We start from the raw sequence: 24951 nt of genomic DNA on the forward strand, positions 1-24951 counted from the left end.
CTGGGCGCGGCTCAGATGATCTCAAGGCCGCTCGGGTCATCGACGAACACGGCGATCTGGGCCGCCTGGAGTGTGACGTTCTGGCCCACGCCCATGACCAGCACGCCATCGGGCGAGGCGGCGCCGAGTGCCAGTGATTCGAAGGTGGCGGGGAAACGTACCAGGTGGAGGTCGAGCACGTCGGCCACCCCCGGCTCGTTCATGATCGACCAGACGACCTCGGCCGCGCGCACCGGCTCGCCGAACCGGAGGCCGTCGATGTAGCGGCCGACCCGGATCAGGAGCCGTTCCTTCAGGGCGACCGCGGCGGCCGAGGCGTTGACCGCCGCCTTACCGCCCGTCGGCAGGGGCAGCCCCTCGACCACCAGCCGGGCCCGGACGCCGACGGCCACCTGCTCGGCCTCCTGGATCTGAGGGAAGATCCCGATCGGCCGCAGGTCCTGGATGGCCTGATCGACCGAAGCGCGGAGGCCGCCGGGGCCGTCCCAGATGGCCGCCGGGGTCGGCGCCACGAGCACGCCGAAGTAGTAAGGGCTCCCCAGGTCGCGCTCGGTGCCGAAGACTCGCTCGAGGAAGCTGAAATTCCCGAAGATCGACTGGTTGATGTCGAGGCCGCCCATCGGGTCGCGGACGACGCACTGGCGGACCCCCGGCACCAGCGAGACGGCCGTCTGGATCGACCCGGTCGTCCAGACGGAGCGGGGTGCTCGCAGCAGGAGATCGCGGTAGCGGGCGTCGGGCCACTGGAGGTCGCCGCCGGTCAACGGCAGGGTGTGCTCGATCGCGACGAGCGGGGCGCCGGCGAGCCGCTCGGCCGCGTTCAGCTCCTCGAGCGCCGGGTCGAGCCGATTGAAACGATCGAGCGCCTGCCCGGGGACCGCCGGGTTGAGGTTGTGCGAGGCCCCCGGGAAGAACGCCGTGACGCCCACGTCCCGCTGCTTGGCCGTGGCCGAGAGCACCACCGTCTCGTCGAGCGAGACGTGATGCCCGCCGGCCGACGACAGCCTCGCGCCCCGGGGGATGCGGACCTGGAGCAGCCCGGCCGGCAGCGCGCCGGTGAGTTTCAGCGTGATTGCCCCGCGAGCCTCCAGGAAGGGCCGCTCCAGCCCCAATTCGCGGCCGAGCTGAGAGAGGGCCGCGCCGGTGGCCGAGCTGAGGAAGCAGTTGTCGTACGTGGCCGCCAGGGCCGACCACGTCCGGGCGTCCTCCAGCGCGGTGACCTCCATCAGCTTGCGGACCGCCGAGCCGCTCGTCAGGTCGACCCCGTCGCCGAACAGCAGCCGGGCCAGCGCGAGCTTCTCGGCGAGCAGTCGAGCGAACGGCTTGGGCACGAACCCGGTGGGAGTCAGGCCGTAGCCGGCCGCACCGGTGGCCGTCTGGACCGAGGCGTCGACCGCCAGGACGTCGGCGACCGCCTGGTCCTGGGTCGCGTCAGCCACTGAACACCACCTTTCCCAGGTCCACCGCGGCCGTGTCGCCGCCGACGGCCTCGAACACCACGCGGACGTCCAGCGCCCGGAAGCCGGCCGACGCCGCGTCGGCCCCGCCCGCGTCAACCACCACCGGCGGCGATAGCCGGTCGTCGCCCGCGAATCCCACGTCCACGATCCGACGGACCCGGTTCTCCTTCCTGAGCACCTTGATGACCCCGATCCGCACTCGCTCTCGCATCAGGGCCGGGTTGGGCTCCTCGGCCAGCGCATTCAGCCCGTCGAAGCCGAAGGCCGTGTTGAAGACGTCGTCGCCCAGCCGGGTCGTCAGGGCCACGGCGAGAGACTGGGAAAGGGCGTCGATCCCCTCAACCGTGGCCAGGTCGAGCCCGTTCGGGCCGGGTGCCAGCACCAGGTCGCGACCGACGTCCAGGCCCGGCACGACCTCGGGCATCGCGAACGTCCACCCCAGGGCCTGCAAGCGGACCAGGTCCCGGTCCTTGCCGTCGCCGTTGTTCATCACCGCCCCCCTTCGGTCTCAGACCGACTTGAGCTTCGTCTGCCCGGGTTCGCCGATCGAGATCGTGTTCTTGGGTTTCCCCTCGCTCGTGCCCGAGAAGCTGCCGAGGATGACGGGCGATCCGCCCACCTTCAACTTCGTCGAGGCCCCGCCGTGGGTCTGGATCGAGACGCAGGGAGTCTGGTTCGAGCCGGTCTGTTTGCAGCCGGCGATCTTCCAGGACGACACGTCGCCATCGAGCAGCACGAGGCCGCCGCCCGCCTTGAGCTTCGTGTTCTTGGTCGTGAGCGTGACGGTCCCCTTGTCGGGGCAGGAGGCTGAGCCGTCGGTGGTCATCACGGGGTCCACGGTTACTTGACCTCCATCGAATCGCAGTTGACCTCGACCGTCGGGGCCGTGATCGTGAGCTTCGTCCTGGCCGTGATCTCGATGTTCGGGCCCTCGATGGCGATGCTGCCGTCGTCCCTGATCAGGATGCGAGTGCTGGTGCGGGTGTTCTCGATCACGAACACGGTCGGGCTCTTGCCCGCCGCGTCATTCGCGTCCGCGAGGGCGGGGCGCACCTGGCCGCCTCCGAGCGACTTGAGCGAATCGACTCCGACCCGGACCGCCATCGTGCCCGCTTCCACCAGGCGGTTGCCGCTGGCGTCGGTCAGGTCCTGGGTGACGGCCCCCGAATAGTCCTGGGGTGCACCCGACTGCTTGTCTCCCGGGGCGTTGCCCGTGGAGGGGTTGTCGGCCGGCAGGATGAGCCACCAGTCGCCGGGCTTGGCCTCGGCCGGCGCGTGGCCGGTCTGCCAGAGCGCGCCGACCTCGATCGGGTCGTTGAGGTCGAAGTGGCGGTGCGCCAGGGCGACCCGCATGCCCGGGTAACGGGGCAGGATCAGGCCACACTTGCCCCAGGCGAACGGGGTGAGATACGGGACGCCGTCGGCCTTCGCCTCGGTCGGCCTCTTGATGTCGACGACGCGGCTTGGGTTGGCCGTCGCGGTCCCCTCCAGGCCGCGCCAGACGGTCTCGGTCTGCCCCGGCTTGGTCCCGTCGTCCCGGGGGAGGAAGGCGCGAACCTCGCCGACCTCGGTGCTCCCCAGGGCGCGGACGGCGCGGTCGAGGAACGAGGTGATCGCCTTGGCCGTCTGCACCTCGGCCGACGCCTCCTGGGGCGCCCGCTCCGGTGTGGTCCCCGGGACATCGGCGGCCACCCGCTTGTCCCAGAAGCTGAACTGGAGCCCCTGCGGGTCGCCCTGAACTTCCACCCCGACCAGGGTCGTCTGGAACCCGGCCGTGCGGGCGAGCCGGTGCTCGACCGACCGCACGTAGAGCTGCAGTGGGGACTTCATGTCGGACGAGCCGAACGCCGCCCCGATCGCGGCCCCCAGGTCGCCCAGCGCGCCGAGCGCGCCGCCGAGCGGCGGCTTGGTGTTGACGTCGTCCTCCGGCGGGGGGTCGAACACCACGAGGTCGCCCGGCTTGAGGTCGGGGCGGCCGCGGAGGGTCAGCCGGAAGACCCGGCGCATCTCCTGGCGGGGCTTGGCCCCCTTGGCGCAGGGGTCCCAGTTCGGGTCGACCGGCTCCGGGGGCAGGGCCACCGGCTCGATCAGGCCGCTGGAGATGGTCAGCGGCTTCGCCTTCCGTTCGCCTTCCAGCGGGATCAGGCGTGGGCCGAAATGCAGCGTCCCGTCGCGGATCAGGAGCATGCCGCGGCCGTAGAGGCCCGTCTCGCGCTCCATCCGCGCCGCCAGGTCGATGAGAGCGGTCAGGATCGGCTGGCGCGCCGGGACCGGCCGCGTCGCACTGTCGTCCTGGAAGGTGGGAGAGGACGGGCGGTGGAACACGTGGGGGATGACCCCGTCGTTCGGGAACCGCCAGGCCCGGCGCATCAGCTCCTTGATCGCCGGCTCGAGCCGCGTCGCGTCAACCGGCTGGTCGCCGCACGGGCGCCGGCCGGACACCGCTTCGAACACCCGCTCCCGAGCCGTCACGACCGCCTCATAATTCCGCGCGCCGACGCGGCGGGTCACCGACACGATGCTCAGCTCGGCGACCAGGTCCTTGGGGAAGTGCTTCTCCCACTTCGAGGAGCCGCTCGAGAGGAAGTCGGCCCCCAGCACGTTGGTGAGGATCCCGAGGTCCGGGGCCTCCAGGTCGCGGTAATAGAGGAACAGGCGGACGACGCTCGGGGACGTGTCCGAGTTCTGGGCGATGATCCCGTAGTGCTTGTCGGTCACACCTTCGAGCACGAAGGTGTAGAGGCCCCCTTCGAGGCCCGACGGCAGCGTGGCCTGGATGTCGGCGTAGTAATCGTCTCGCGACAACTCGAGCAAGGGGTCGTGCGCGACCCCGCCCCGATCCTCCTGATGGAAGGTCAGGATCCAGCCGGCGTCGCGGCCGATCTTGACGTCGGATTCGCTCGAACTCGGCAGGCTCGGCACGACGTTCATCGGGCGGTGAACCTCCTCGTCTGGAACCGGCGGTTGACGATGGACCGGTCGACGCCGACGACCGAGGCCAGCCGGTCCGCCGGCCTCAGCCGGGCCAGCACGATCTCGCTGAGCGGCGGCTCGGAGAACGCCGAGACGGCGGTGTCGGCGGTGCGCCAGGCCAGCGACAGCCGCGACCCGAAGTCGCCGGGCCCGACGAGCGTGCCCGCGTGGAGCAGCCAGTCGAGCACCACGACCTCGACGGCCACCCCCTGCGCGTCGTCTCCGTCGGGCATGCGGCGGACCGCGCCGGCGACGAGCGGCACGACGGCGACCGTCGTGCCGGACCGCTGGAGCAAGAGCCGGGCGGGCGGGCGGGCGAGGTCGCCGAAGACCGGGGCCGCCGGGTCGTCCGGCAAGGCCGGCGCCCGGTCGGGCGACGACGAGGAGACGACCAGCGTCGGGTCGGCCTCGCGCCAGGTGCGGGCCACGCCGCTGGGCACGATCAGCAGGAGCCGCAGCCCGGGCGTCAACTGGACCGGGTGCGGCAGCCCCCGCCGCAGCGGCGCGTCGAGGCGGTCGAACCCCTCGGGCGGCGAGGCCGGCGGGTCGGGGACGAGATACCGGGCGGCGATGGTCACGAGCACGTGCGGGGGCTCCTTCGGTCTTTCGCCGGGGGCTACCATCCGGCCAGGGTCGACACGGCGACGCTCGCCATGTCGAGCAGATTGGAGCGAGCGCCGGGCGGCGGCATGTGGGCGAGCTGGATGGCCACGTCCAGCGCGTCGCGCTTGGCGGCCGTCGCGGTGAACGACAGGCTCTGCACCTGGAGATCGGTGCGGATCGTCATGGCGGTGATCAGGATCACCCCGGAGATGTCGACCCCCAGGGCAGAGAGCCCCGCCGTAAGCCCGGCCCCGCCCCGCTTGCTCGACTCCGCGATCGTCTCCAGGGCGAGCTTCCAGGCGAACCGCTCCTTGCCCAGCAGCAGGCCGGTGAGCGTAATGGTGTCGTTGTGCGTGTCCACCAGCGACCGGGCGGCGGTCGAGCCGATCGGGGGGAGCATGTAGGTTTCGTTCAGGGTCATCGCGGTGACGGCGTACATCGGCACCGGGATCAGGCCGTCGGTCAGGATGGCCGAGGGCATGCCTTCGTAGAAGTGGAAGCTCTGCTCGCGGTCGGCCATCGGCTAGTCCCCCACGGGCGCGTTGAGATCCTCGAAATCCAGCCCCAGCTTGTCGAGGGCCGCGGCGACGTCCACGGACTGGCCCCCGGCTGGGGTGACCATGCGGCGGATGTGGTTGTCCTCGAGGATGTTGGCGATCTCTTGCCTGGTCTGCTCGCCGTCGGGGTCGCGGCCGGGCTCGGAGAGCAGCCGCTCGATCTTCTCGTTGGCGCGGGCCAGGTTGTTGAGCACCTCCTGGACCCGCGGCGGGACCTCCCGGCCGACCAGCCGCTGGCGGAAATCGGCGAGGTCGTCGCCCATGTTGCGGGCGATGTTCTTGATCAGGGCCGAGACCTTGTCGACGATCCGGGCGCGGAGCGCCTTGTTGTCGATCAGGAGCAGCTCGCCGGTGAATCGGTCGATGCCGACGAGGTCCGTGCCGCGCTGGGTGACCCTCCCCTCGGGCCCCTTGAGGAAGATCACGACGTTGCCGAGGTCGAAGGCGGCGCCATACTCGCCGATCTGGCCCTTGACGTGGAACATGTTGAACCACACGTACAGGCCGAACCCGTAGCGGCGCGGCTTCTCGGAGTACTTCGACCAGTATTCCAGGAGCTGCTCTCGGTTGGTGTGGAACAGGTCGCGGAGGGCGCGGCTGCGCTGGACGGCCCCGCGAAGCCGATCGGGAAGTTTCTTGATCTCGGCGGCGAGCTCGGCCGTGAGGTCGGCGGCCACCTTGGGGTCGTTCAGACGCCTCCATTCCTTGTTCAGGTCCTTGAGCGCCTCGAGCAACTCGTCAGCCTCGGACGGGTTCCAGCCCTGGGTGGTGCGGAGTCGCTTGGCGAGGGCGTTTAGGGTCTCCTCGGCCTCCGCGGTGATGGCCCTGGACAGGGCCTCGGGGTCGAGCTGGCGGACGCGCTCGACCAGGGCGGCGGCCCGCGCGGGGAGGCGAGACACGGCCGCGCGGACCCGCCCCATGACCTTGTCGGGCGCGGGCGGCGGCTTCCGCGTGCCGATCAGGGCCTCTACCGGCAGCTTGGGGGCTTCCTTCGCGGCCTCCTCCGGGCTGAGCACCTCGGGGAACGCCAGGTCCATCTCGTCGAACGCGTTCTTCACCTTGGTCAGATCCGGCAGGGTGCCGCGAAGGGTCGCCTCGATCTCGTCGGCGAGGACGCCACGTGCCCGGCTGATCCGTTCCAGGGCCGAGGTCACCCGCTCGAGGTAGTGTTCGCCGTACAGCCGCGTCACCCTCGCGATGAAGCCCGCGACCGCCTGCCGCGCGGTGGCCTTGCGGCCGTCGCCGGCGACCTGCTCGCAGTGGGCCAGCAATCGCCCGATGTCGGGGTGCTTGGCCGCCAGCGCGTCGACGTCGATGTGGACCGTCTCGCCGTGGAACACATACTTGAAAATTGATCCGCTCACGGGGTCACCTCGCGGGCCATCTCATCGAGCTGCTCGAATGTCGCCAGGTCGTGCTGGATCTGCATCATCAGGGGCTGGACCATCCGGCCCATCAGGTACTGGAAGACTTCCATGACCAGGAGGTCGCGGGCGAGGACCAGGATGAGATCCTGCCTCAGGGCCTTGACCGTCTCGACCGTGATCACCCGGACGACCCGGGTGGCCAGGGCCCGCCCGGCCTGGCGGATCTCGCCCTGGGCGACCTTGCCCGCGATGCCGCCGGCGGCGAACTTCCCGAGCAGCTTCCCGGCCGGGATGAACGCGAGCGCCGCGCCGAGGTCGGCCGCGAACAGCTCGGCCTCGACCTCGGCGCGGCTGAGGACGAGCTCGGGGTCGAGCAGGCTCTGGTAGACCTTGAGCTTCTCCTGGGCCTCATACTCGTGATAGGCCGCGAAACCGGCCCCGACGAGCGTGCCGAGCGGCGGGCAGAGGATCGACAGGCCGACCACCGTGCCCACCTCCAGCACCGTCATGGCGGTCCGGTAGCCCTCGAGCATGTCGAGCGCCTCGGACAGGCCGCGATAGTATGTCGGGTCGCCCGCGAAGAACTCCTGGATCGCATCGTTCGCCATGCGGTGGATCCCGTTCAGCGCGTAGCCGGTCCCGGAGACGCCGTGCGCGGGGTCCCACGGCGAGGAGCAGAGCTTGAATGCGAAGTCGACGCGGTTCCGCGTCTTCCCCATGACGTCCTTGTTCTTCTCCTGCATCTCCTCCAGGAGCAGGGCGAGCTCCTCCCGGATCCGAAGCGTGCCGCGGCTGAACCGGGCCCGCAGCCGCTCGTCGATGACGACCTGGTGCGCGATCGGGTCGAGCTGGCTGACGGTGTCGCGGCGGAGGGCGATGGCGTGGTCGAGCTGCTCGCCAGTCCAGGCGCGGCCGTTGCTGTCGCGGATCCCGCGCCGCCCGTTCTCGGTGAAGGGGACGCCCGGCTCGTACGACGAATTGGCGAACGGGTCGCGGAGCGAGAAGGCGTCGAACAGCGAGCCACGGGCCCGCCGCCAGTTATGAATGACGACTCCTGGAGCCTCCTTCACGTCGCCGTGCTCCAGGGCATACAGGCGGAGCTGCTCGCGCAACTCGATCAGCTCGTCCACCTTGGTCATTTGCGCCTTCACCAGGAACTCGAAGACTCGAGCGTATTCCTCGTTGCCGATTCGCTGTTCGATGCCCTTCTTCGAGGACAGGAGCAGTTGGGCGAGAAGGATGCGGTTGGTGGCGATGAACATGTGGGCCACGGACCGGGAGATCCGGGTGTTCAGCTTGTAGAAGAAGCTGACCGCCCAGCCGATCGGGTCACCCTTGCGGTAGCCGGAGATCTTCGCGGAATTCGCGGGCCGCTTCAGCACCTCGAAGACGAGCTGGCCGAGCAAGGCGATCCGGGGGACGACCGTCGCCAGGTGCCGGATGAGCTGGAGCGACGGCGACGCCGTCGGCCGGAAGTCATACCTCCCCGGCCCGACCGGATCGTACTTCGGGTTCGAGATCATGATCTCGAACCCCTCCTTGACGCCGTACTCGGACACCCTGATGGAGCGGCCGCTGATCAGCCCGGCCGCATCGAGGCAGAAGTTGGCCGGGTACTCGCAGAACGGCATCTCGAGCTTGTAGGCGATCTCGTCGATGAGCGCCCGCAGGACCTTGCCGTCCTCACCGAGCTCGTCGAGCGATGGCTCGCCGATGAACGCCTCGCAGACGGGCGCCTCGCCACCTCCCTCGTCGAGGAATTTCCGGCCGCCGGACTCGCCCTTCTCCTGGTCATCGCCGAAGGAGGCGAAGCCGCCATCCTTGCCCCCGTCCCCCTTGCCCTCGCCCTTCCGACCGCCGGCCGCGGCACCCGATTCGCCCCCGACCTTCTTGCCGGCACCGGGGCCCCCAGGTCCCGCGCCCTGCCCGGAACCTTCGCCGGCCTCATCGTCTTGATCCTCGGTGAGGACCGCACTCCCTTTCTTCTCCTTCTCGTCCTCCGGCTTGACCTTCTCCTCGACCTCGACGATCACGGCCAGGGGCGCGAGCGGGATCCGGCCGGCAAACTTGACGAAGTTCGGGGAATGGAAATAGGTGCCGTACCCGCTGACCGAAACCCAGAGCAGCTCCGCGACGCCGTTCTGTTTCGCCTCCGCCTCCTTGGCGGCGACCTCGTCATTCACCATCGTCTTCAGCATTTGTTCGTAGGTGGCCGCCTCCATCGATTCCGGCTTCTTGATCGTCCGGACGGCCTCCATCGACTCCTGCCGGTGGTTCTCCAGGAACGCGTCGAGGGATACCCATTCGAGGAAGCCGGGGCCCGGAGGCGGGCCGACGTCCTGCGACTCGAACTGGAACGTCGCACCGCCCGACTGCGCGACGGCGCGCGTGCTGAACGACCCGAATTCCTGGCCGACCGTGCCCCCGGGTAGCCCGAAGATGAAGATCGTCCAGGGATACTTCTGCGGCCCGTTGTAGGAGATGAGCGCGTTCCGCTCCCCCTCGGGATAGACCATCCCCATCTGCGCGTACGCCAGCCGGGTGATCTTCTCGAGGAACGCATCGGACTTGCCGACGTACCACTTCGGGTTCTGGATCCACCGTGCCTCGGGGACCATCCGCGGGGGCGGCGAGCCCGGCTTGCCCTTGAGGGGGGCGTTGGCGTTCTGGCCCGGCCCCTTGTAGCTCGGGATGACATAGACGCCCAGCGCGTCGCTGCCGCGAGACGGGTCGAAACGCTCGACCGGCGGGTCCTGCAGCGGCGTCGCGGCGTCGCGGCGGGCGCGGTCGAGCAGGCCGGAGCGCCCGACGGCGTCGGCCAGGGCGCGGCGGAGGCGGTCCTCGAACGCGGCACGTTCGAGGCCGGGGACGGGATCGCCGCTCCAGCAGAAATCCGGCTCGTTGACCCGCACGCCGCGGCATTCGCCCCGAGGCGAGAGCACCTCGCGGCGCGAGGCCGCCAGGGCGCGGGCGGCGGCGGCACGCAGGGCATCGGCCGCGTCGCCCCCGCCGTCGGCCAGGGCGGAGCGGTCGATCCGGATGCTCACCGGGATGTGGACCGATACCGGCATGGTGCGGGTGACGCGAGTTGGGGGACGGCAGCAGGCCGGGCGCGGCGCGCCCGCTCAGGCCATGTTGCCGAAGGCATCGGCCAGGCGCCGGAGGGCGGCGCGAATGTCGTCGTGATGAGAGGCGGCCGGCTCGGGCCCGCCCCGGACCTCGATCTCGACCGGGAAGTAATAGTTGATGACGACGCGGTCGTCCGACCCGGCCAGCTCGGCCTCGGCCTCGCTGCCGGCCGCCGGGAAGACCAGCTCGCCCTCGTGGACCAGAGCGATCCCGGTCCGGACCACGCGGGCCGGCTGACCTTCCGGGGCGGCCCCGAACGGATCGCTCCTCGGTAAGTCACGCATTGCTCGCCGCCGGCAGCTTGCTGACCACGTTCTGGTTGTCCTCGCTGCTGGCCGCCAGGCTCACCCCGGAGAACGTGGCCGAGGGCGCCCCGGAGACCGTGGCGGACGTGGGCGTGGCGCTCGTGATGACGCAATCGGTCAGCAGCACCTTGGCGAACGACCAGTCGTCGCCCACCTTCTCCTGCAAGGTCAGGTTGAACCGCTTCCGCTGGATCGCCAGCGCGGTGAGCTGCGCGGCGACGTCGCCGATCGCCTTGACGGTCATCGAGAAGCTGATCGACTCGGGCGAGTAGATGATCCCCATGTGGGTCCGCTCGAGCGAGTGGAGCACCTCGGCGTTCATCGTGAACGACGGAGTGAACGAGTCGATGGGCGAGATCTCGGTGGTTGTTGCGCCCTCGGTGTAGCTCACCGCCAGGCGGGTCTTCCAGTCGGCCATGGTCGGACTCCTTCGATACCCGGTTCGGTCAGAACTTCGGCGCGAGGGTAACCCGGAGCTGGTGGACGGCCGGCCCGTAGGTGACGGACACGAACATGTCGACCGTCCGGTTGGCCCGGGCCTCGGTCACGATCGTCGTGTCGGTCGGAGTCCGTGCGGCCTCGGGGATCGACAGGACGTTCAGCACGGGGATGTCGATCGAGAATCCATCGATCACGGCCCGGCGCTGGAGCGGGCCCAGGATGCCCTCGGTCTGCGACTTGAGCAGGATCAACCCCGGCTTGGTGATCCGGGCGTCGCCGATCAGGCCGATCAGGCCGGCCTTGAGCCGAAAGTCGATGTCGTCCAGGGTGCGGACGATGTCGATGTAGAGCAGGCTGGCGTCGGTCGTGAACGTCCGGCCCTCGGCGAAGTAGAAGCCGCCGCCCACGATCAGGGCGGGCTGGATCAGGGGGATGATCCCGGCCTCGGAAAGGTCCTTGATCTCGGTCGGCCCGTACTGAGCCCCCTTCGGGATGCTCACCCCCCGGACTCGCTTGAGCACCGTGGAGACCTGCGGCTCGTAGCCGGCGATGGCCGCCATCGCGGCGGTCGCCACGTCGCCGACGGCCCCGGCCTTGGGGTCGGAGACGGCCCCGCGCGCCGCGATCACGACCATGCGGCTGGCCGAGCTCTGCAGGGCGGAGACCGCGGTCGTGACGTCCTTGGCGTAGGTGTTCGATCTCGCGGTGGTCGGGTCGACCATCGCCACCCCGATCCGCTTGTACCCCTGCGACGACATGTTCTCGACGTGGCTCTTGAGCTCCTTCAGCATGTTCACGCTGGTCTCGTTGGCCAGCGACACGAACGTGACGTCGTCGAGCGCCTCGAGCGCCGCGAGGCCGGCGGCGTAGTCGTCCTTGACCCGGACGCCGTAGATCTTCGACGGCTTGGGGTCCTGGAGCATGGCGCCCTTGAGCGAGGTGTAGAGACGCGTCTCGGTCACCGTCTTGTCGTCCGCGACCTTGGCGAACAGGGCCGCGGCCTGGGCGAGGGTGTCGACGGCGAAAGGCGTGTTCAGGGCGGCGGTGCCGCCGTCGGCGCCGTCGGGGGTGATGCCGACCACGGCGATGACTCCCGGCGCGCGTTGAGCAACGGGCTGCAGCGCCGAGGTGTCGATCTTGACCTCGATGAACGGGTAAGCTGCGGGCACGGTGGCCATGGGTCGGGTCGCTCCTTTCTGGTCCTCGTCGCCAGCCGGCTCGTGGCGGCCGGCCGGGTTCCGTTCAGTTTGCGGTCGCCAGCCCGATCCCTTCCCGGGCGAGCCAGTCGCCGGCCGCCTTGCGGCGCGCGTCGGGGTTGGCGCCCGGCCAGTCGGCGTCCAGGAAGAGGGCCGCAGGCACGATCCAGACCACGAGCACCCCCTGCCTCGAGCGCAGGGCCGGGTCGTCGGCGCGGCCGAGTGCGTCGGCCTCGAGCTGGTCGCGGACCGCCCGGCTGTCGGCCAGGAGCTGGGCGAGCCCGAACCCGGCGTCGCGCACCAGCACGGCCGCGGCCACCGGCAAGGGCCGGGGCGACGGGGGCGGGGGCGGCGGGCCCTCGCTGAACGTCACCCGCACCGGCTCGAACGCCGCCCCGCGCGACGCCACGTCGAAGAACTCGTTGACCCCCGCCGCGCCGGCGGTTGAGAGCAGGCGGTCGACCAGCTCGTCGGTCACGATCGGCGGTTCCGAGACGGCGGCCTTGAGCCGCGCCACCAGCCGCTGACGCCGTTCCTGCCCGAGCGCAACCGGGTCGGACGGCAAGGCCCCGAGCGCGGCGACGATCTCGCGGTCGATGGCCGCAAGGTCGGCGTGACTGGTCGTGACCGAGGTGATCCGGCCGACCGGCGCGTTCGCCCTCGCCACGATGAACCCCCGCCAGATCGCGTCGACCAAGACCCCGGTCCCGCCGAGCCCCGACACCTGGAACTCGGCCGCCGACTTCTCGCTCGAACCGAGTCGGCCCCACTGGCCCTCGGCCACCCCCCGCCGACCGACCGCCACCCCGAGCCGAAGCTCCTCGAACACCGCCGAGTAGGGCCCCTGGATCGCCACTCGCGACGTGTCGTAAGCCGCGGACGCGAACTGCTCCAGGGCCACGGCGTCGAACACGGCGTCGCGAGTCGCGGGGTCTGCCAGGCGGATCAGGACCTTGTCGGCGAATGTCATGGGGATTGGCCTGACGGGGTGCGCGCGGAACCCCCCAAGGGCTGGTTGCGCCGCCGTAGCGGGCAAATCGCCCCCAAGGCCCGGCGTCGATTCGGCCTCCAACCCTGCGGAAGAGCAAGCCTGCTGGACTACACCCGGCGATCGTCGAATCCTGACGTGCTCACCACACCATGGAAATCGCGGGTTTGATTGACATGCTTATCCAGTTCAGGGACTGTTTTACCGAAGGAGTTTTGAAAAGCCAGTGAAAATTCTCTGCATTCACTGTTTTTCCCCAGACCGTCGGAAACGGGACGCCCCGCACGCGGCCGGGGTTGTCCGGGCCGGAACCGAGAGGCTCGCAGAGTCCGTTCGAAAAGGCGTCTCGCTTCAAGCATGCAAATGATAATCGATCTGTTTATTAATCAAACTCTCTTAATGTATTAGTGCGAGTTTTTTATGTTTCTTTACACATGGTGTTAATCGACCTCACGTTTCTAGCCGTCCACCCGGACCAATCGGTCGAACCCGTGGAGCAAGTCCTCCCGGCTGGAGTACGGGCCGGGGCGATAGGCCACCGAGCCGACGCCGAGCTGCATCTGCTCGCAGACGTGCCAGTCCTGGCGGTTGGTCAGGTCCCAGAAGCTCGCGGCGTCCTCCGGGCTGAAATCGGGCGCGGACATCGCTTCGGGGTGGAAGTGCCACTCGCAGACGATTTCCGTCCGATTCACGGCGCGGGGATAGAGCGTGTGGGTCATCACGTAGTCCGGATGCAGGCTCAGCAGCAGGTTGGGCAGGATCGCGTAGTAGAGGACCATCCGCCGATCGGCCTCGGAGAGGCCGGGGAGGCAGGGACGGCGCAGGGTGCCGTCCATCGTCAGGGTCTCGATCCCCTCGCGGAGCGACATCCGGCCGCCGAGGTAGCCGTCGTTGGCGGGCTCGTTCTCGCCGCTGAGGAAGTGGGTGAGTCGCTGGAGCGCCGGGTGGACTCCCGGACAATGGAGGCACTCGGAGTAATTCTGGATCAGGAGCTTCCAGTTCGCGGCCACGTCGTAGGTTGTCCGCTTCCCCAGCCGGAGCTGGTCCATTCCCCAGGGCCGGAACCGCTCGGGGAGACAGCCGAGATGTTCCGGCAGCGGCCGCGAGTTGCCCGACGGATTGACGAAGACGTGACCATCCCAGGCCGCCACGGCCGCGGAGACCAGCGGGTAATCTTCGCGACGGAAATGGGGCAGGTCGTCCATCTGGGGCGCGGCGACGAGCCGGCCGGAGAGGTCGAAGGCCCAGGCATGATACGGGCAGCGGATGTAGCCGGCGAAGTTGCCCGAGGCCGCCTCGCAGAGGCGAGTGCCCCGATGGCGGCAGACGTTGAAGAAGGCGTGGGGGTCGCCGTCATCGCCCCGGACCAGGATCAGGCTCTCGCCCGCGACCTCGCGGAGCATGTAATCCCCGGGCGACGGGATCTCCTCCTGGCGGCCGACGTGGGCCCAGCCGCCCAGGAAGAACCGTTCCATCTCGCGGCGATAGTGGTCCGGATCGGTGTAATACCGGCCCGGCAGGCTGAGGGCATCGGCCGGGAGGCTCGCCCGGGGCATCTCGTCGCGGCTCATCGCGCGGGGTCCTCCGTCTTGGTCGCGGATTATTTCCTCATCAGCCAGACCTCCGCGACCTGGCAGCCGCGGCCGTTCCGCCCCTTACCGGGCTCCTGCCGCCAGGTCAGCTCGAGACGTCCGTCCGCCGTGGCTTCGGCGGGGACGTCGAACTCGACGGGGACCGGTTGGTACGGCTTCTGAAGCCAGTCGTGGACCGGCCGATCCTCGGCGTCGAGGCGGATCTTGTTCCGAAAGCTGTCGCCGGCGTAGACGATCCGGATGCGGTATCGGGCGGAGCCGTCCAGGCCGTCGTAGCGCATCCGCAGCGGGGCGTCGTGGAGCGTCTGGGCGTTCTGGCACCAGGCGATCGGCCAGCCCGCCTGAGAGCCGAATCCGACCAGCGACGAGCGGCGGAAGTCGGGATCCGAGGCATACTCCGCCTCGCGGACGAGATGGGGCTGGCGCTCGAGGTTCCCGAGGTCGTCATAGAATCCGCCCGGGCCGGGATCGGTGCGATGGAGGATCGCCTCGATGGCCGCGAGCCGCCCCGACTCGTCGCCGATCCGACGCGCAGCGGCCAGCCGGTCGCGGAGCCAGAGCCGGTCCGTCAGGGGCATGTCCAGGGTGTCGAGGTTCGCGCCCCGGTCCACGGCGATCGCGTCGTGGAGCGGCTCGCTGAGCTGCATCCGTATGCTGGCGAACAGGTCGTCGCCGAGCGACCGGACCCGGCCGCGGATCTCGTCGAGAGGACCGACCCGGTAGAGGCGATCGAGGATCCGCTCCGCGTCCGCGATCGCCGTCATGGCCCCCTTCTCGCGGGCCGTCGCCAGGGCGGACAGGGCCTCGTCCTGGATCTTCGTCTCGACGGATAGCCGGCGCTGGAGGAAGGCGTCGTAGTGGGCCCGATAGCTGGCCTGCTGGAACCGCCAGTTGCCGCGGACGTCCGGGCCGGCCTCCTTCTCGAGCTCCTGGAAGAGCCGCAGGGTCTGCTCCACCTGCGAGTTGGTCCGCAGCGGACCCTGCCAGTTCCGTTCCAGATCCATCAGCCCGCGGGCGAACCGATCGGCGAGGCCATCCGCGATGAAGGCCCGGGCGTAGCGTCGGAGGATCGCCTCGACGTCCGCCCCCGGTTCCCAGCCCAGGGCGCTCCAGATGAACTTGTTCACGTCATCATTGCATCCCTCGGAGTAGCTGATGAATCCGATCGAGCCCGGCTGGTAGTAGCGGAAGATGGCGGCCTCGTCGATCGGCCTGGGATTGATCGTCTCGCGGGCCTCGGTCATGGAGAACGCCACGTCCCAGTCGGGGACCGGGAACTGGCATTGCTGGGAATGGGTGATGTCGGGATAGGTCCGCAGTGCATACCGACCGGGCAGAGCTTTGCGCAGGTCCGCGGACGAGATCCGGATCTGGGGCCCGTGGACGACGCCGGCCAGCCAGGGGAGCGGCTGTGACCGGAGGATGCCGAGGAACTCGTCGAGCCACTCCTGTGTGAAGCCCTGGGGAGAGACCCAGAGCGTCGCCTTCGGGTGATGGCGATGGAGGACCTCCGCCACCCGGGCCAGGAACGGGATCAGGATGGCGGGGGACGTGTGGCCGGGGTCGCCGCCGGGGACGTAGATGGCGTCGAGGCGCGGCAGCTTGCGGAAGACTTCTTCCCATTCGACGAGCTCGCGCGATGCGATTGGGCCCTCGGTGTAGTCCTTCTCGAGCGCCGGATACCAGGCCCAGACGTCCAGGCCGTACTCGTCGAGGAGGCGGGACATCCCCACCATCATCTCCATCTGCGGGCGGGGGAAGTGCGGGCTCTCGTCCGAGTCGTCCGAGCGGGGCGGGAGCAGCTCGACGGCGTTGGTCCCGAAGATGGCCAGGTCGCGGATGTAGCGTTCCCACTGGGGAAGGTCCCAGGCGTCGTACGAATTCGTCTTGGGCCGATAGCCGAGCTGATGGCCTCTCAGCCGGTAGGCGGGGCTCGTGCGGATCTCCCGCGGCGAGTCGATCGAGACGCGTCCCGGGGACGTCCTCAGCTCCTGGAGCAGGCAGCCCACGCCGAAGAGGACGCCGCGTTCGTCATTGCCGCCGACGAGGACGCCGGTGCCCTCGGGGATGGTCCGAAGGTGGAAGCCCTCCGGCGGCAGCGGCGTCGACGCCTCGCCTTTGAGTGAGGCGAGCGGCGGGAAGCCGGACGAGATCGGTCCGACGACGACGACCGGCCCCCGGCGATCCTCCGCTGCCCGCCCGTCGGCCACCTTCCAGCGGATGCCGGAGCGACGCGCGACGTCGTCCACGAGGAGCTCGACCGCCTTCCGCTCCCTCGCCGTAAGGCTCCCGGGCGTCACCACGATCGCGCGCGTCAGGTCGATCGAGGGTGATGCGTCGGCGCCGATGACCCGAGAGTCCTGATGCCAAACGGCCGTGACGAGCCCCGCGAGCGCGATTCGCCAGACCAACCGCCGCGTAACCCGCCGCGCGCGTCGGGCGGCCGATGAGATGAGCATCCTGTCCATGCTGTCCTCTCGAGTGATGCGAACGCCCGGGTCTCGAGCGCGAACTCATGTTACGAACCCGGTCGCCCGGAACCAAGTGCCCGGGCGCCGGGCCGCGATCGACTCACCTCGGAGTCCCCGTTCCCGGGCGGAACGGGCGCGGGGGTGGGATCTTCGCCGAGGCGGGGGGAGCGAACCGGGTCGGGGGCGGGATCTTCGCGGACGTCGCCGCGGTCCTGGCGACGGCCGGATCCTGGGCCGGTCCGCCCACGCCCCTGGGCGCAGCGGCGATCGTGCCCGCCGGCGCACCGCGATCGAGCTGGGCGAGCGCCTTGTGGGCCACGGCCAGCGACGGCCGCAGGGCGAGGGCCTGGAGATATTGCTGGCGGGCGAGCTCGACCTGGCCGGTGGCGGCCAGGAGGTAGCCGAGGTTGGCATGACCGATGGCGTCCCCGCTGTACCGGCTGAGCAGCGGCATGGCCTCATCGGTTCGGCCGGCCGCGGCCAGGGTCAGGCCGAGATTGGTCGTCGCCCGTTCGTCCTCCGGGGCGAGCTTCAGGGCCGTCCGAAGCGCCCGTTCGGAGTCCGCCCAGCGGCCCTGGAGGTAGTCGCTGTAGCCGAGGTCGTTCCAGGTCTTCGGATCCCGCGGGTTGAGCGCGAGGGATCGCTTGAAATGGACCTCGGACTGGGCGAACCGCCCCATCCGGTCCAGCGCCCCGGCGATCCGCCGGTGGGCCAGGGCCTCGTCGGCCGACCGCGATCGCCCCAGTCCTTTCCGCTCGCAGGAGGCGAGGGCCTGCTGGTACTCCGCGAGGGCCGCCTCGAACTCGCCGCTCACCTCGAGCGCCCGGCCGAGGTCGAGGTGGGTGTGGAGCCTCTGGCCGGGCGTCACATCCTTCTTGAAGTCGTTGGGGTCGCGGAGCTTGCCGACATCCACCGACACGGTCTTCGGCTCGTTCATCTCGGGCGTCGCCGGGACGGTCGCCCCGGGGGTCTCATTCCCCGGGGACCGGGCCGGGCTCGCCGTGGGGGCGCCCGCCAGCAGGGCGGCCGCCATCGCGACCGCCATCCCGCCCCGCGGCCGGCCGCGACCGCTCGTAACGGGGATGGTCCGTCGATCCTTGCCCATCGGGGGACTCATGTCAGTTCGTCCCTCCCGTCGTGCCGGCCATCGCGTTCTGCGCGGGGGGGAGTGGATAGGTGTTCTGGGCCTGCTGCGACCGGTAGATGAGGCTGTTGAACGTGTTGCCGGCCTCGGTGCCCATGCCGCCCGGGTACGGGGAGGGGCCGATCCGCACGCGATCGGGATCGATGGGCCGGCCGCCGCGCTGATAGGCCGCCAGGACAGCCTGCTTGCGGGCCTCGGTGAGGCCCGGACGGTCGGGGGTCCACTCGAGCAGGATCGGGCAGGGCGAGCTGTCCGTCCGGGCGAACATGAGGTTGAAGCGGGCGGCCCCGGTGGGCGAGAACTTGTCCGTCCCCGGCAGGAAGTCGGTGCGATAGAGCGTGTACCGGTGGGGATCGGCCTTGGCCACCTGGATCGACATCTGCTCGCGGACGTAGGTGCCCAGCGGGGGCTCGATGAAGGTTTCCGGATAGCCGATGAATCGGTCGTGCAGGGTATAGGCCGTATGGTGGAACATTCGGTGCAACGGCCGATTGCAGCGGCAAGGGGCCTCGCCCCCGGTCGAGGCCTCCGGCGGCTGGGCCGCGGCCACGCCGCCGGCGATGAGCCCGGAGAGCATCGCCGCGCCGGCCCACCAGGCGAAACGGTTTCGATCGATACGCATCCTCGTCTCCCTCGTGATTATCCCCGACACGGCCTCACCGGTTGCCAGGGCAGCCGGCCACGGATGCTCAGTCGGCATAGCCGTGCGGTCCGGTAACCCACTGCTGCTCGCTCTGGAAATGCTTCATGAGATTGAGCGGATCCTTGTCCGCGACCGTCGCCCGGAACTCGCGTCCGAGCTTCCCCTCGATCCGGCCCAGGAAGTAGAATTCGGCGTCGCTGGGCTGGAAAACGCGGTCGCCGGGGGCCTCGGTCACCTCATGTTTCTCGAGCGGCGAGACGAGCTCCGGGGTGACCAAGATGATCGTCTCGGTCTCGATCGTGGTGATCTGGTTGTTGCTGAACCAGGGTCCGACCAGGGGCAGGTCGCCCAGGCCCGGCACCCGTGATGAGTCGCCGGTCGTGCGGAGCTGGATCAGTCCCGCGATCGCCAGGGTCTGGCCCTCGCGGAGCTCGACCACGGTCCGGGCGCTCCGCTCGATGATGGCCGGCACGGGGCCGCCGTTGACGAAGGTCCCCTGGGCGAAGTCCAGGTTGCTGATGACGGGCTCCACGTCCAGGCGGATCACGTCATTGGCCAGGATCTGGGGCAGGAAGTTGAGGATCGTACCGAACTTCTGGAACTGGATCGTGACCACCGCCGTACCGCCGGGGATCGACGAGCTCTGGGGCACCGGGAACGGGAACTGGCCCCCGACCAGGAACCGCGCGGGCTCGCCATCGAGCGCCACCAGGTTCGGCTCGGCCAGGACCTTGGCCAGGCTGTTGTTTCGCAGGGCGTTGATGAAGAGCGAGAAATGCCCGGCGTCGAACACGCCGAAGAGCTGGCCGCCGCTGCTCGCGGTCCCGGCCCCGTTGAAGGCGGAGCTGACCGGCGAGAGGAACCCGATCGGGTTGGCTGCCGAGACCGCATGACTGGCCGTGGTCGTCGCGGCGACACTGCCGGCCCCCCCCACGCTCGAGCCGATGATCGACTTCCCCTTGGTGTTCAGCCAGCTAATCCCGAGCTGGCGGATCGCCTGGCGATTCAGCTCCGCGATCTTGCAGTGCAGCATCACCTGCCTGGGGCCGGGCACGGTCACGCGGTTGATGATCGTCATCCCTCCCGCACCGCCGGCCGCGCCTCCCGCACCGCCGGCCGCACCTCCCGCGCCGCCGGCACCGCCCCCCTGCATGCCCATCATGGCGGCACCGCCGCCCGACGTGCCGCCCCGGGCCCGGAGGCTGGTCATGACATACGACTGCACGACCTGGAGGATGTCGCTCATCATCTTGGCCTCGGGAACCTGCCCCTCCAGGATGAGCTGCATGCCGATCTGCCGGACCTTGACCTGCGCCCCCGGGAACGCCTGGTTGACGCGATTTTCCAGCTCCTTCGCGTCCAGGGTCACCCGGACGAGGAACGAGATCGCGTGATCGGGCTCGTCCCAGATCGTCAACGACGTGGTGCCGAACGCCTTCCCGGAGATATTCAGGAGCGTCCCCCGCTTGCCCGTGTCGTCCTCGGTGAGGACCTCGACGTCGGCGACCGTCGGGTTGGTCATGACGACCCGGACCAGGTCCTTCTTCGTCTGGATGATCCGGGACTCGTTGAGGACGACCGCGATCTCGGCCTCCGGGACCTTGATGAGCTTGAGCGTCCTCTCGACGTCTTCCTGGACTTCGTTCGTGTCGCGCTCGGCCGGCGTGCCGGGGGGCCGGCCCGGGATCAACCCCGTGGCGTCCCGCGCCGAGGGGATGACGCTGAGCCGGCCCAGCCCCGCCGCGGGCCCCTGCCCCGGGATCGGCTGGGGGGCCGCGGCCGGCGGCATCTCGGCACCCGGCAAGGGGGGCGGGGGGACCGCCTCACGGGCCGGACGCGGGGAGGGCACGATGACCTTGGGCGAGGATCCGGTGATCTCGTCGGCCTCCGGGGGAAGGATCAGCCCGCCTTGCTGGGGGAGGGGCGGGAGCGGCACCGCCGGGACGCCGCCGGGCGGCTGGGAGGGAGCCTGGGCTCGAGCCCCGGCCAACCCCGCGAGGAGCCATCCCGCCGCCGCAAGAGTCGGGAGGATGGGCCGCCGTCGAGACCGGCCGCCTCGGCCTCTCTCGATCCCGTATTGCTTGCTCACCGCTGGCTCCATTTCGGCACAAACCTCGGCCAGTGAATCGGTTGCCCACCATCCGCCGAGGCGGGGGGCTGGCCTCGCCGTTGGTATTGGTTAGCCCGATTGATCGGGTCCTGCTGCATGATTCGGCTTTCTCGGGCATATGGCTTCAGCGGATTGAAACGGAGATCCGGTTTACCGGGGCCTGGTTGAGTCTCTGAAGCCCCGAGACCGCCCCGTTCAGGGGTAGAGCCCGGCGACCGTGTCCTGCCGTCGTGAAATAGGCGGACTGCGCGGGCCAGGGGACGGGCGGCGGGAAAAGGACTTGCTCTACCTGTGGCTCTGCGGGGAAGATGGCCTCTTCACCCGGATCGAACGACGGACACCGAGTCGTCCCGCCATCACACCAGGGCCCCGCCCATGGCCGAGCCACCCCCCCGGTCCGAGCATGAACTGGAGATCGCCGCCGCGGACTGGCTCCTCGGCGATGGCCGCGGCGCCGGGTCGGGATCACCGCTGATCGCGGACGGCGACTCCGCCGAGTTCAAGCTGGTCGATATCCCTCCCGGATCCGAGCCCGAAGCCGAGCCGGACGCCCCCCCCCCGGCGCCCAAAACTCACGTCCAGGCGGGCGACGTCCGGATCGAGAGGACGAAGCGGGCGAAGATCGCCGAACCCGCCAGGCCCGCCAGGGTGGAACAGGTCTGGTCCCGGGGCGCCGAATGGGGCCCATCGCTGGTCATCCTGGCCGTCTGGGCGGCGATCGTCCTGGCCCTCGTCTATCTCGCGATGTCCGCCGGATTCCTCTGGCCGGCCCTTGGCCTGCTCGTGCTGGGCGGCCTGGCCGGGGTCGTGCTTTGCTACCCGATCTTCATCACCCTCGAGCGCCCGGTCCGGATCACTCCCGAGCAGGCGGCTCGCGACTACTTCAACGCCCTCTCCCATCGCCTCCCCCACTACCGGCGGATGTGGCTTCTGCTCAGCGAGGACGCCAGGAACTCGTCCCGATGGTCGTCCTTCGGCGAATTCGTCCGCTACTGGAATGAACGCCGCCGCGAGCTGTCCGACGGCAAGGCCGGGATCCTCGCTCCGCTCGTCTTCCACGTCGCCGAGTTCCGCGCCGACGACAAGAGCGCCGGCAAGACCGAGATCGAGGCCAGATTCAAGGTCCGGGTGCAGGCCCCCGGCCCGGGCGGATTCAAATCGCTGGGCCTGATCCCCCTGAAGCGCGGCTTCGTCCGCGGCCCGGACAAGATGTGGTATCTGAACGACGGGTGTCTCGAGTCCTCCCACCGGGACCTCGAGTCCGACGATCCGGATTGAGCCGGGGATGGCCCGCGCCCGATGGACGGGGCCCGTCCGCCTCAGCCGGACTCGCTGGCCCGCCACCATCGGTAGCGGAACGCCAGGTAGGCGACGCCGAAGCAGAGGGCGCTCGTCGGCGGCGAGATCAGCAGGAACAACATCCAGAAGGCGAGCCGATACGGGCCCCCGATGGGTATGGCGAGAGTCGGCTCGACCGGGATGTTCTGCGAGTTCCAGCCGGTCGTCTGGTAGCTGTGCATGGGGACGCCGAGGGCGGCGGAGAACGGGCTCGTGACGGTCAACGACGCCAGCCGCTCCGGCGAGAACGGCTGCGGCGTCAGGCCTTCCAGGTACCAGCTCACGCCCAGGGGCAGGACGAACAGGACCAGCAGGGTCATGTAGGTCAGCACCATGGCCGTGGCCGTCCTGCGAGCGAGCGCGGAGCACATCAGGCCCACGGTGGAGGTCGCCAGGCAGGTCGTGGCGATGATCAGCAGGAAGACGATCAGCGTCCAGTAGCGGTAACGCAATTCCGGCAGCATGACGTACGCCAGCAGCAGTTGCTCGGTGAGCAGGAACGTCAGCACGGTGGAGACCCGGAGCGCCGCGACGAGCTTGGCGAAGATGATCCGGCCCGGCGTCAGCAGGGTCGTCAGGAGCAGCGAGAGGGTCTGACGCTCTCGCTCCTGGGTGACGCTCCCGGCGGAGAAGACCGGGCCCACCAGGAGGTTGAAGGTCAGGACGTAGGCCACGTACCAGGGGGCCTTGTCGGAGCGGAGGAACAGCAGCGCCGCCATCAGGGGGATGGACAGGAGCATGCTCACCTGGATCACCACCCGGAGCATGAGCGTCCCCTGGCTGAAGATCTCGCTCCGCAGCTCCTTGTCCAGGACGGGGTTGGTCCCGTCGGGCATGAGGTCCGTCCGCTTGGCCGGCGCGAAGAGCTTGTCCGGGAAGAGGTCGCGGTCGATGACCACGCCGATGGCGTACTTCATCTCCTCCTCCTCGTCCACCACGTCTTTCCCCTCGCTCCCCACGTCGGGCGGGTGGAGGAGGCGGCGATTGATCAGGATCTGGAGTACCGTCCAGGTCGCCAGGCACCACGGCGGGAGGATGGCGATCGAGATGAAGTCGCGCGTCGCGGGGTCCTCGGTCCGCGTCATGGAGACGCAGATCACGGCCAGCGGCAGCGTGATCAGGTAGCTGACCACCAGCGCCGAGGACGTCCGGCCGAAGTAGCTGGAGCAGGCCACGCTGAGCAGCCCGAACGTCCCGGCCGCCAGGATCAGCACCAGGTAGCTGCGGGCGATCTCCGAGAGCAGGAGCCCCCCCAGCAGGTAGCAGAGGATCATCAGCGGGACGCTGGAGAGGATCAGGATCACCAGGTAGGTGAGCGAGCTGAGCAGCTTGCCGACGAGGATCGTCCCCGGCCGCAGCGGGCTGGCCAGGAGCATCTCGTAGGTCTTCCGCTCCTTCTCCCCGGTGATGCTCCCGGCGGCGAAGGTGGGGGCCAGCACGGCCACCAGGAAGAACTGGCCCAGGAAGAAGATGTCGAAGAGCCGCCGGGCCACGCCGGGGCCGACCTGCCGCGGGCCGCCGTCCTCGGCCGGCCAGTAGAAGTACACGAGCGCCCCGAGGGCCGCCACGTACACGAACAGGAGCGCGAACGATCGGGACGATCGCAGCGTCACCAGCAATTCTCGAGAGAGGACGGGGTTGTCTCGGATCAGCATGTCGACCTGCCGGCTCAGCTCACGATGCCCTTGGTGATCATCATGAAGACTTCTTCGAGGCTCAGCGGCTCCTCCGCGAACGACCGGACGGCGATCCCGGAGCCGATCAGCCGGCCGAGGATCCGGGCCATGTCGCGGTCCTCGCCCTCGAACTCGGCCGTCACCGTGTGGTCGTACGACTCCACCTGGCGGATGGCCGGGTCGTCGCGGAGCATCGCCGCGGCGCGGTCGGTCGCCTCGTCGAGGAGCTGCACCTTGATCACCCGGTGCGACCGGATCTGCTGCTGGATCGTCTGGATGCTCCCCGCGGCGAGCAGCCGGCCCCGCTCGATGATCCCGATCGAGGTGCAGAAATCCGCCAGCTCGGAGAGGATGTGGCTGGAAATCAGGATCGTCTTCCCCATCCGCCGGAGCTCATTCAGCAGCGCCTTCATCTCCAGCCGGGCCCGCGGATCGAGGCCCGACGCCGGCTCGTCCAGGATCAGCACCGGGGGGTCGTGGACCAGCGTCTTGGCCAGGCAGAGGCGCTGCTTCATCCCCTTCGAGAGGCCGTTGACGTAATCCTCCTTCTTGTGCGTCAGGTCGAGCAGCTCGAGCACCTCGCCGATGATCTTCCTCCGGGAGGCACGCGGGATCTCGTACGCCACGGCGAAGAAGTCGAGGAACTCCCAGACCTTCATGCCGTCGTACACGCCGAAGTCGTCGGGCATGAACCCGATCGCGCGGCGGACGGCCATCGGGTCCGCGGTCACGGAGTGGCCGGCGATCCGCCCCTCCCCCGACGTCGGCCGCAGGAGCGTGGCCAGGAAACGGATGGTGGTGCTCTTGCCCGCGCCGTTGGGGCCGATGAACCCGAAGGTCTCCCCCTTGCCGATGGAGAAGCTCAGGTCGTCGACCGCCACGAAATCCCCGTAGCGCTTGGTGAAGTGGATCACCTCGATCATGCCGGCCCTCTTCCTGACGCTCCATGCCTACCCAA

Annotated in this window: 20 protein-coding genes; 1 reads left to right on the forward strand and 19 read right to left on the reverse strand. The window is 69.4% G+C overall.

The features are described from left to right. Window positions 1-11 precede the first annotated feature (11 nt). From G6O54_RS16590 to G6O54_RS16670, 17 genes are all read right to left on the reverse strand, one after another. Entirely contained in the window at window positions 12-1439 is a 1428-nt protein-coding gene (locus tag G6O54_RS16590) for a baseplate J/gp47 family protein (protein ID WP_165226764.1), read from the reverse strand. Further along, complete coding sequence (locus G6O54_RS16595; protein ID WP_165226765.1) at window positions 1432-1950, reverse strand: GPW/gp25 family protein; 519 nt, start codon at window positions 1948-1950, stop codon at window positions 1432-1434. The genes G6O54_RS16590 and G6O54_RS16595 overlap by 8 nt, the downstream gene beginning before the upstream one ends. Before the next feature lie 18 nt (window positions 1951-1968). Further along, window positions 1969-2298 (reverse strand): hypothetical protein, encoded by a 330-nt coding sequence (locus tag G6O54_RS16600; protein WP_165226766.1) that lies wholly within the window; start codon window positions 2296-2298, stop codon window positions 1969-1971. Between the two features lie 2 nt (window positions 2299-2300). After that, complete coding sequence (locus G6O54_RS16605) at window positions 2301-4391, reverse strand: hypothetical protein (RefSeq protein ID WP_165226767.1); 2091 nt, start codon at window positions 4389-4391, stop codon at window positions 2301-2303. Then, window positions 4388-5017 (reverse strand): hypothetical protein, encoded by a 630-nt coding sequence (locus G6O54_RS16610; protein WP_165226768.1) that lies wholly within the window; start codon window positions 5015-5017, stop codon window positions 4388-4390. Before G6O54_RS16610 ends, G6O54_RS16605 begins: the two co-directional genes overlap by 4 nt. A 32-nt stretch (window positions 5018-5049) precedes the next feature. Continuing rightward, entirely contained in the window at window positions 5050-5556 is a 507-nt protein-coding gene (locus tag G6O54_RS16615) for a hypothetical protein (RefSeq protein ID WP_205678854.1), read from the reverse strand. Window positions 5557-5559: 3 nt separating this feature from the next. Continuing rightward, the gene (locus G6O54_RS16620; protein WP_165226769.1) at window positions 5560-6957 is read right to left on the reverse strand and encodes a hypothetical protein; all 1398 of its coding nucleotides are present in this window, start codon (window positions 6955-6957) and stop codon (window positions 5560-5562) included. Beyond that, window positions 6954-10031: a hypothetical protein gene (locus G6O54_RS16625; RefSeq protein ID WP_165226770.1), complete on the reverse strand. Its 3078-nt coding sequence runs from the start codon at window positions 10029-10031 to the stop codon at window positions 6954-6956. The genes G6O54_RS16620 and G6O54_RS16625 overlap by 4 nt, the downstream gene beginning before the upstream one ends. 54 nt (window positions 10032-10085) lie before the next feature. After that, on the reverse strand, window positions 10086-10373 hold the full coding sequence (locus tag G6O54_RS16630; protein WP_165226771.1) for a hypothetical protein: 288 nt from the start codon (window positions 10371-10373) through the stop codon (window positions 10086-10088). After that, window positions 10366-10812 carry a hypothetical protein gene (locus G6O54_RS16635; RefSeq protein WP_165226772.1) on the reverse strand — a complete coding sequence of 149 codons (447 nt, stop codon included), beginning with the start codon at window positions 10810-10812 and terminating at the stop codon, window positions 10366-10368. The genes G6O54_RS16630 and G6O54_RS16635 overlap by 8 nt, the downstream gene beginning before the upstream one ends. 28 nt (window positions 10813-10840) lie before the next feature. Beyond that, entirely contained in the window at window positions 10841-12013 is a 1173-nt protein-coding gene (locus tag G6O54_RS16640; protein ID WP_165226773.1) for a hypothetical protein, read from the reverse strand. Window positions 12014-12077: 64 nt separating this feature from the next. Then, complete coding sequence (locus G6O54_RS16645; protein ID WP_165226774.1) at window positions 12078-13001, reverse strand: hypothetical protein; 924 nt, start codon at window positions 12999-13001, stop codon at window positions 12078-12080. Window positions 13002-13477: 476 nt separating this feature from the next. After that, the gene (locus tag G6O54_RS16650) at window positions 13478-14590 is read right to left on the reverse strand and encodes an aromatic ring-hydroxylating oxygenase subunit alpha (RefSeq protein ID WP_205678856.1); all 1113 of its coding nucleotides are present in this window, start codon (window positions 14588-14590) and stop codon (window positions 13478-13480) included. Window positions 14591-14619: 29 nt separating this feature from the next. After that, window positions 14620-17079 (reverse strand): beta-N-acetylhexosaminidase family protein, encoded by a 2460-nt coding sequence (locus G6O54_RS16655; protein WP_205678858.1) that lies wholly within the window; start codon window positions 17077-17079, stop codon window positions 14620-14622. Window positions 17080-17182: 103 nt separating this feature from the next. Continuing rightward, on the reverse strand, window positions 17183-18199 hold the full coding sequence (locus G6O54_RS16660) for a tetratricopeptide repeat protein (RefSeq protein WP_165226775.1): 1017 nt from the start codon (window positions 18197-18199) through the stop codon (window positions 17183-17185). 1 nt (window position 18200) lies between these two features. Next, the gene (locus G6O54_RS16665) at window positions 18201-18848 is read right to left on the reverse strand and encodes a hypothetical protein (RefSeq protein WP_165226776.1); all 648 of its coding nucleotides are present in this window, start codon (window positions 18846-18848) and stop codon (window positions 18201-18203) included. Window positions 18849-18915: 67 nt separating this feature from the next. After that, window positions 18916-20958: a type II and III secretion system protein family protein gene (locus tag G6O54_RS16670; protein WP_250846935.1), complete on the reverse strand. Its 2043-nt coding sequence runs from the start codon at window positions 20956-20958 to the stop codon at window positions 18916-18918. Window positions 20959-21354: 396 nt separating this feature from the next. Between G6O54_RS16670 and G6O54_RS16675 the strand changes: the two genes are divergently transcribed. Further along, on the forward strand, window positions 21355-22257 hold the full coding sequence (locus G6O54_RS16675; protein WP_165226777.1) for a hypothetical protein: 903 nt from the start codon (window positions 21355-21357) through the stop codon (window positions 22255-22257). A gap of 41 nt (window positions 22258-22298) precedes the next feature. Here G6O54_RS16675 and G6O54_RS16680 read toward each other — a convergent pair whose 3' ends face one another. Together G6O54_RS16680 and G6O54_RS16685 are read right to left on the reverse strand one after the other, a co-directional pair. After that, the gene (locus G6O54_RS16680) at window positions 22299-23972 is read right to left on the reverse strand and encodes an ABC transporter permease subunit (RefSeq protein ID WP_165226778.1); all 1674 of its coding nucleotides are present in this window, start codon (window positions 23970-23972) and stop codon (window positions 22299-22301) included. Window positions 23973-23986: 14 nt separating this feature from the next. Beyond that, window positions 23987-24916 carry an ABC transporter ATP-binding protein gene (locus G6O54_RS16685; RefSeq protein ID WP_165226779.1) on the reverse strand — a complete coding sequence of 310 codons (930 nt, stop codon included), beginning with the start codon at window positions 24914-24916 and terminating at the stop codon, window positions 23987-23989. Between the last annotated feature and the right edge of the window lie 35 nt (window positions 24917-24951).

Source organism: Aquisphaera insulae, assembly GCF_011064615.1.
In the GTDB taxonomy this organism is placed as follows: Bacteria; Planctomycetota; Planctomycetia; order Isosphaerales; family Isosphaeraceae; genus Aquisphaera; species Aquisphaera insulae.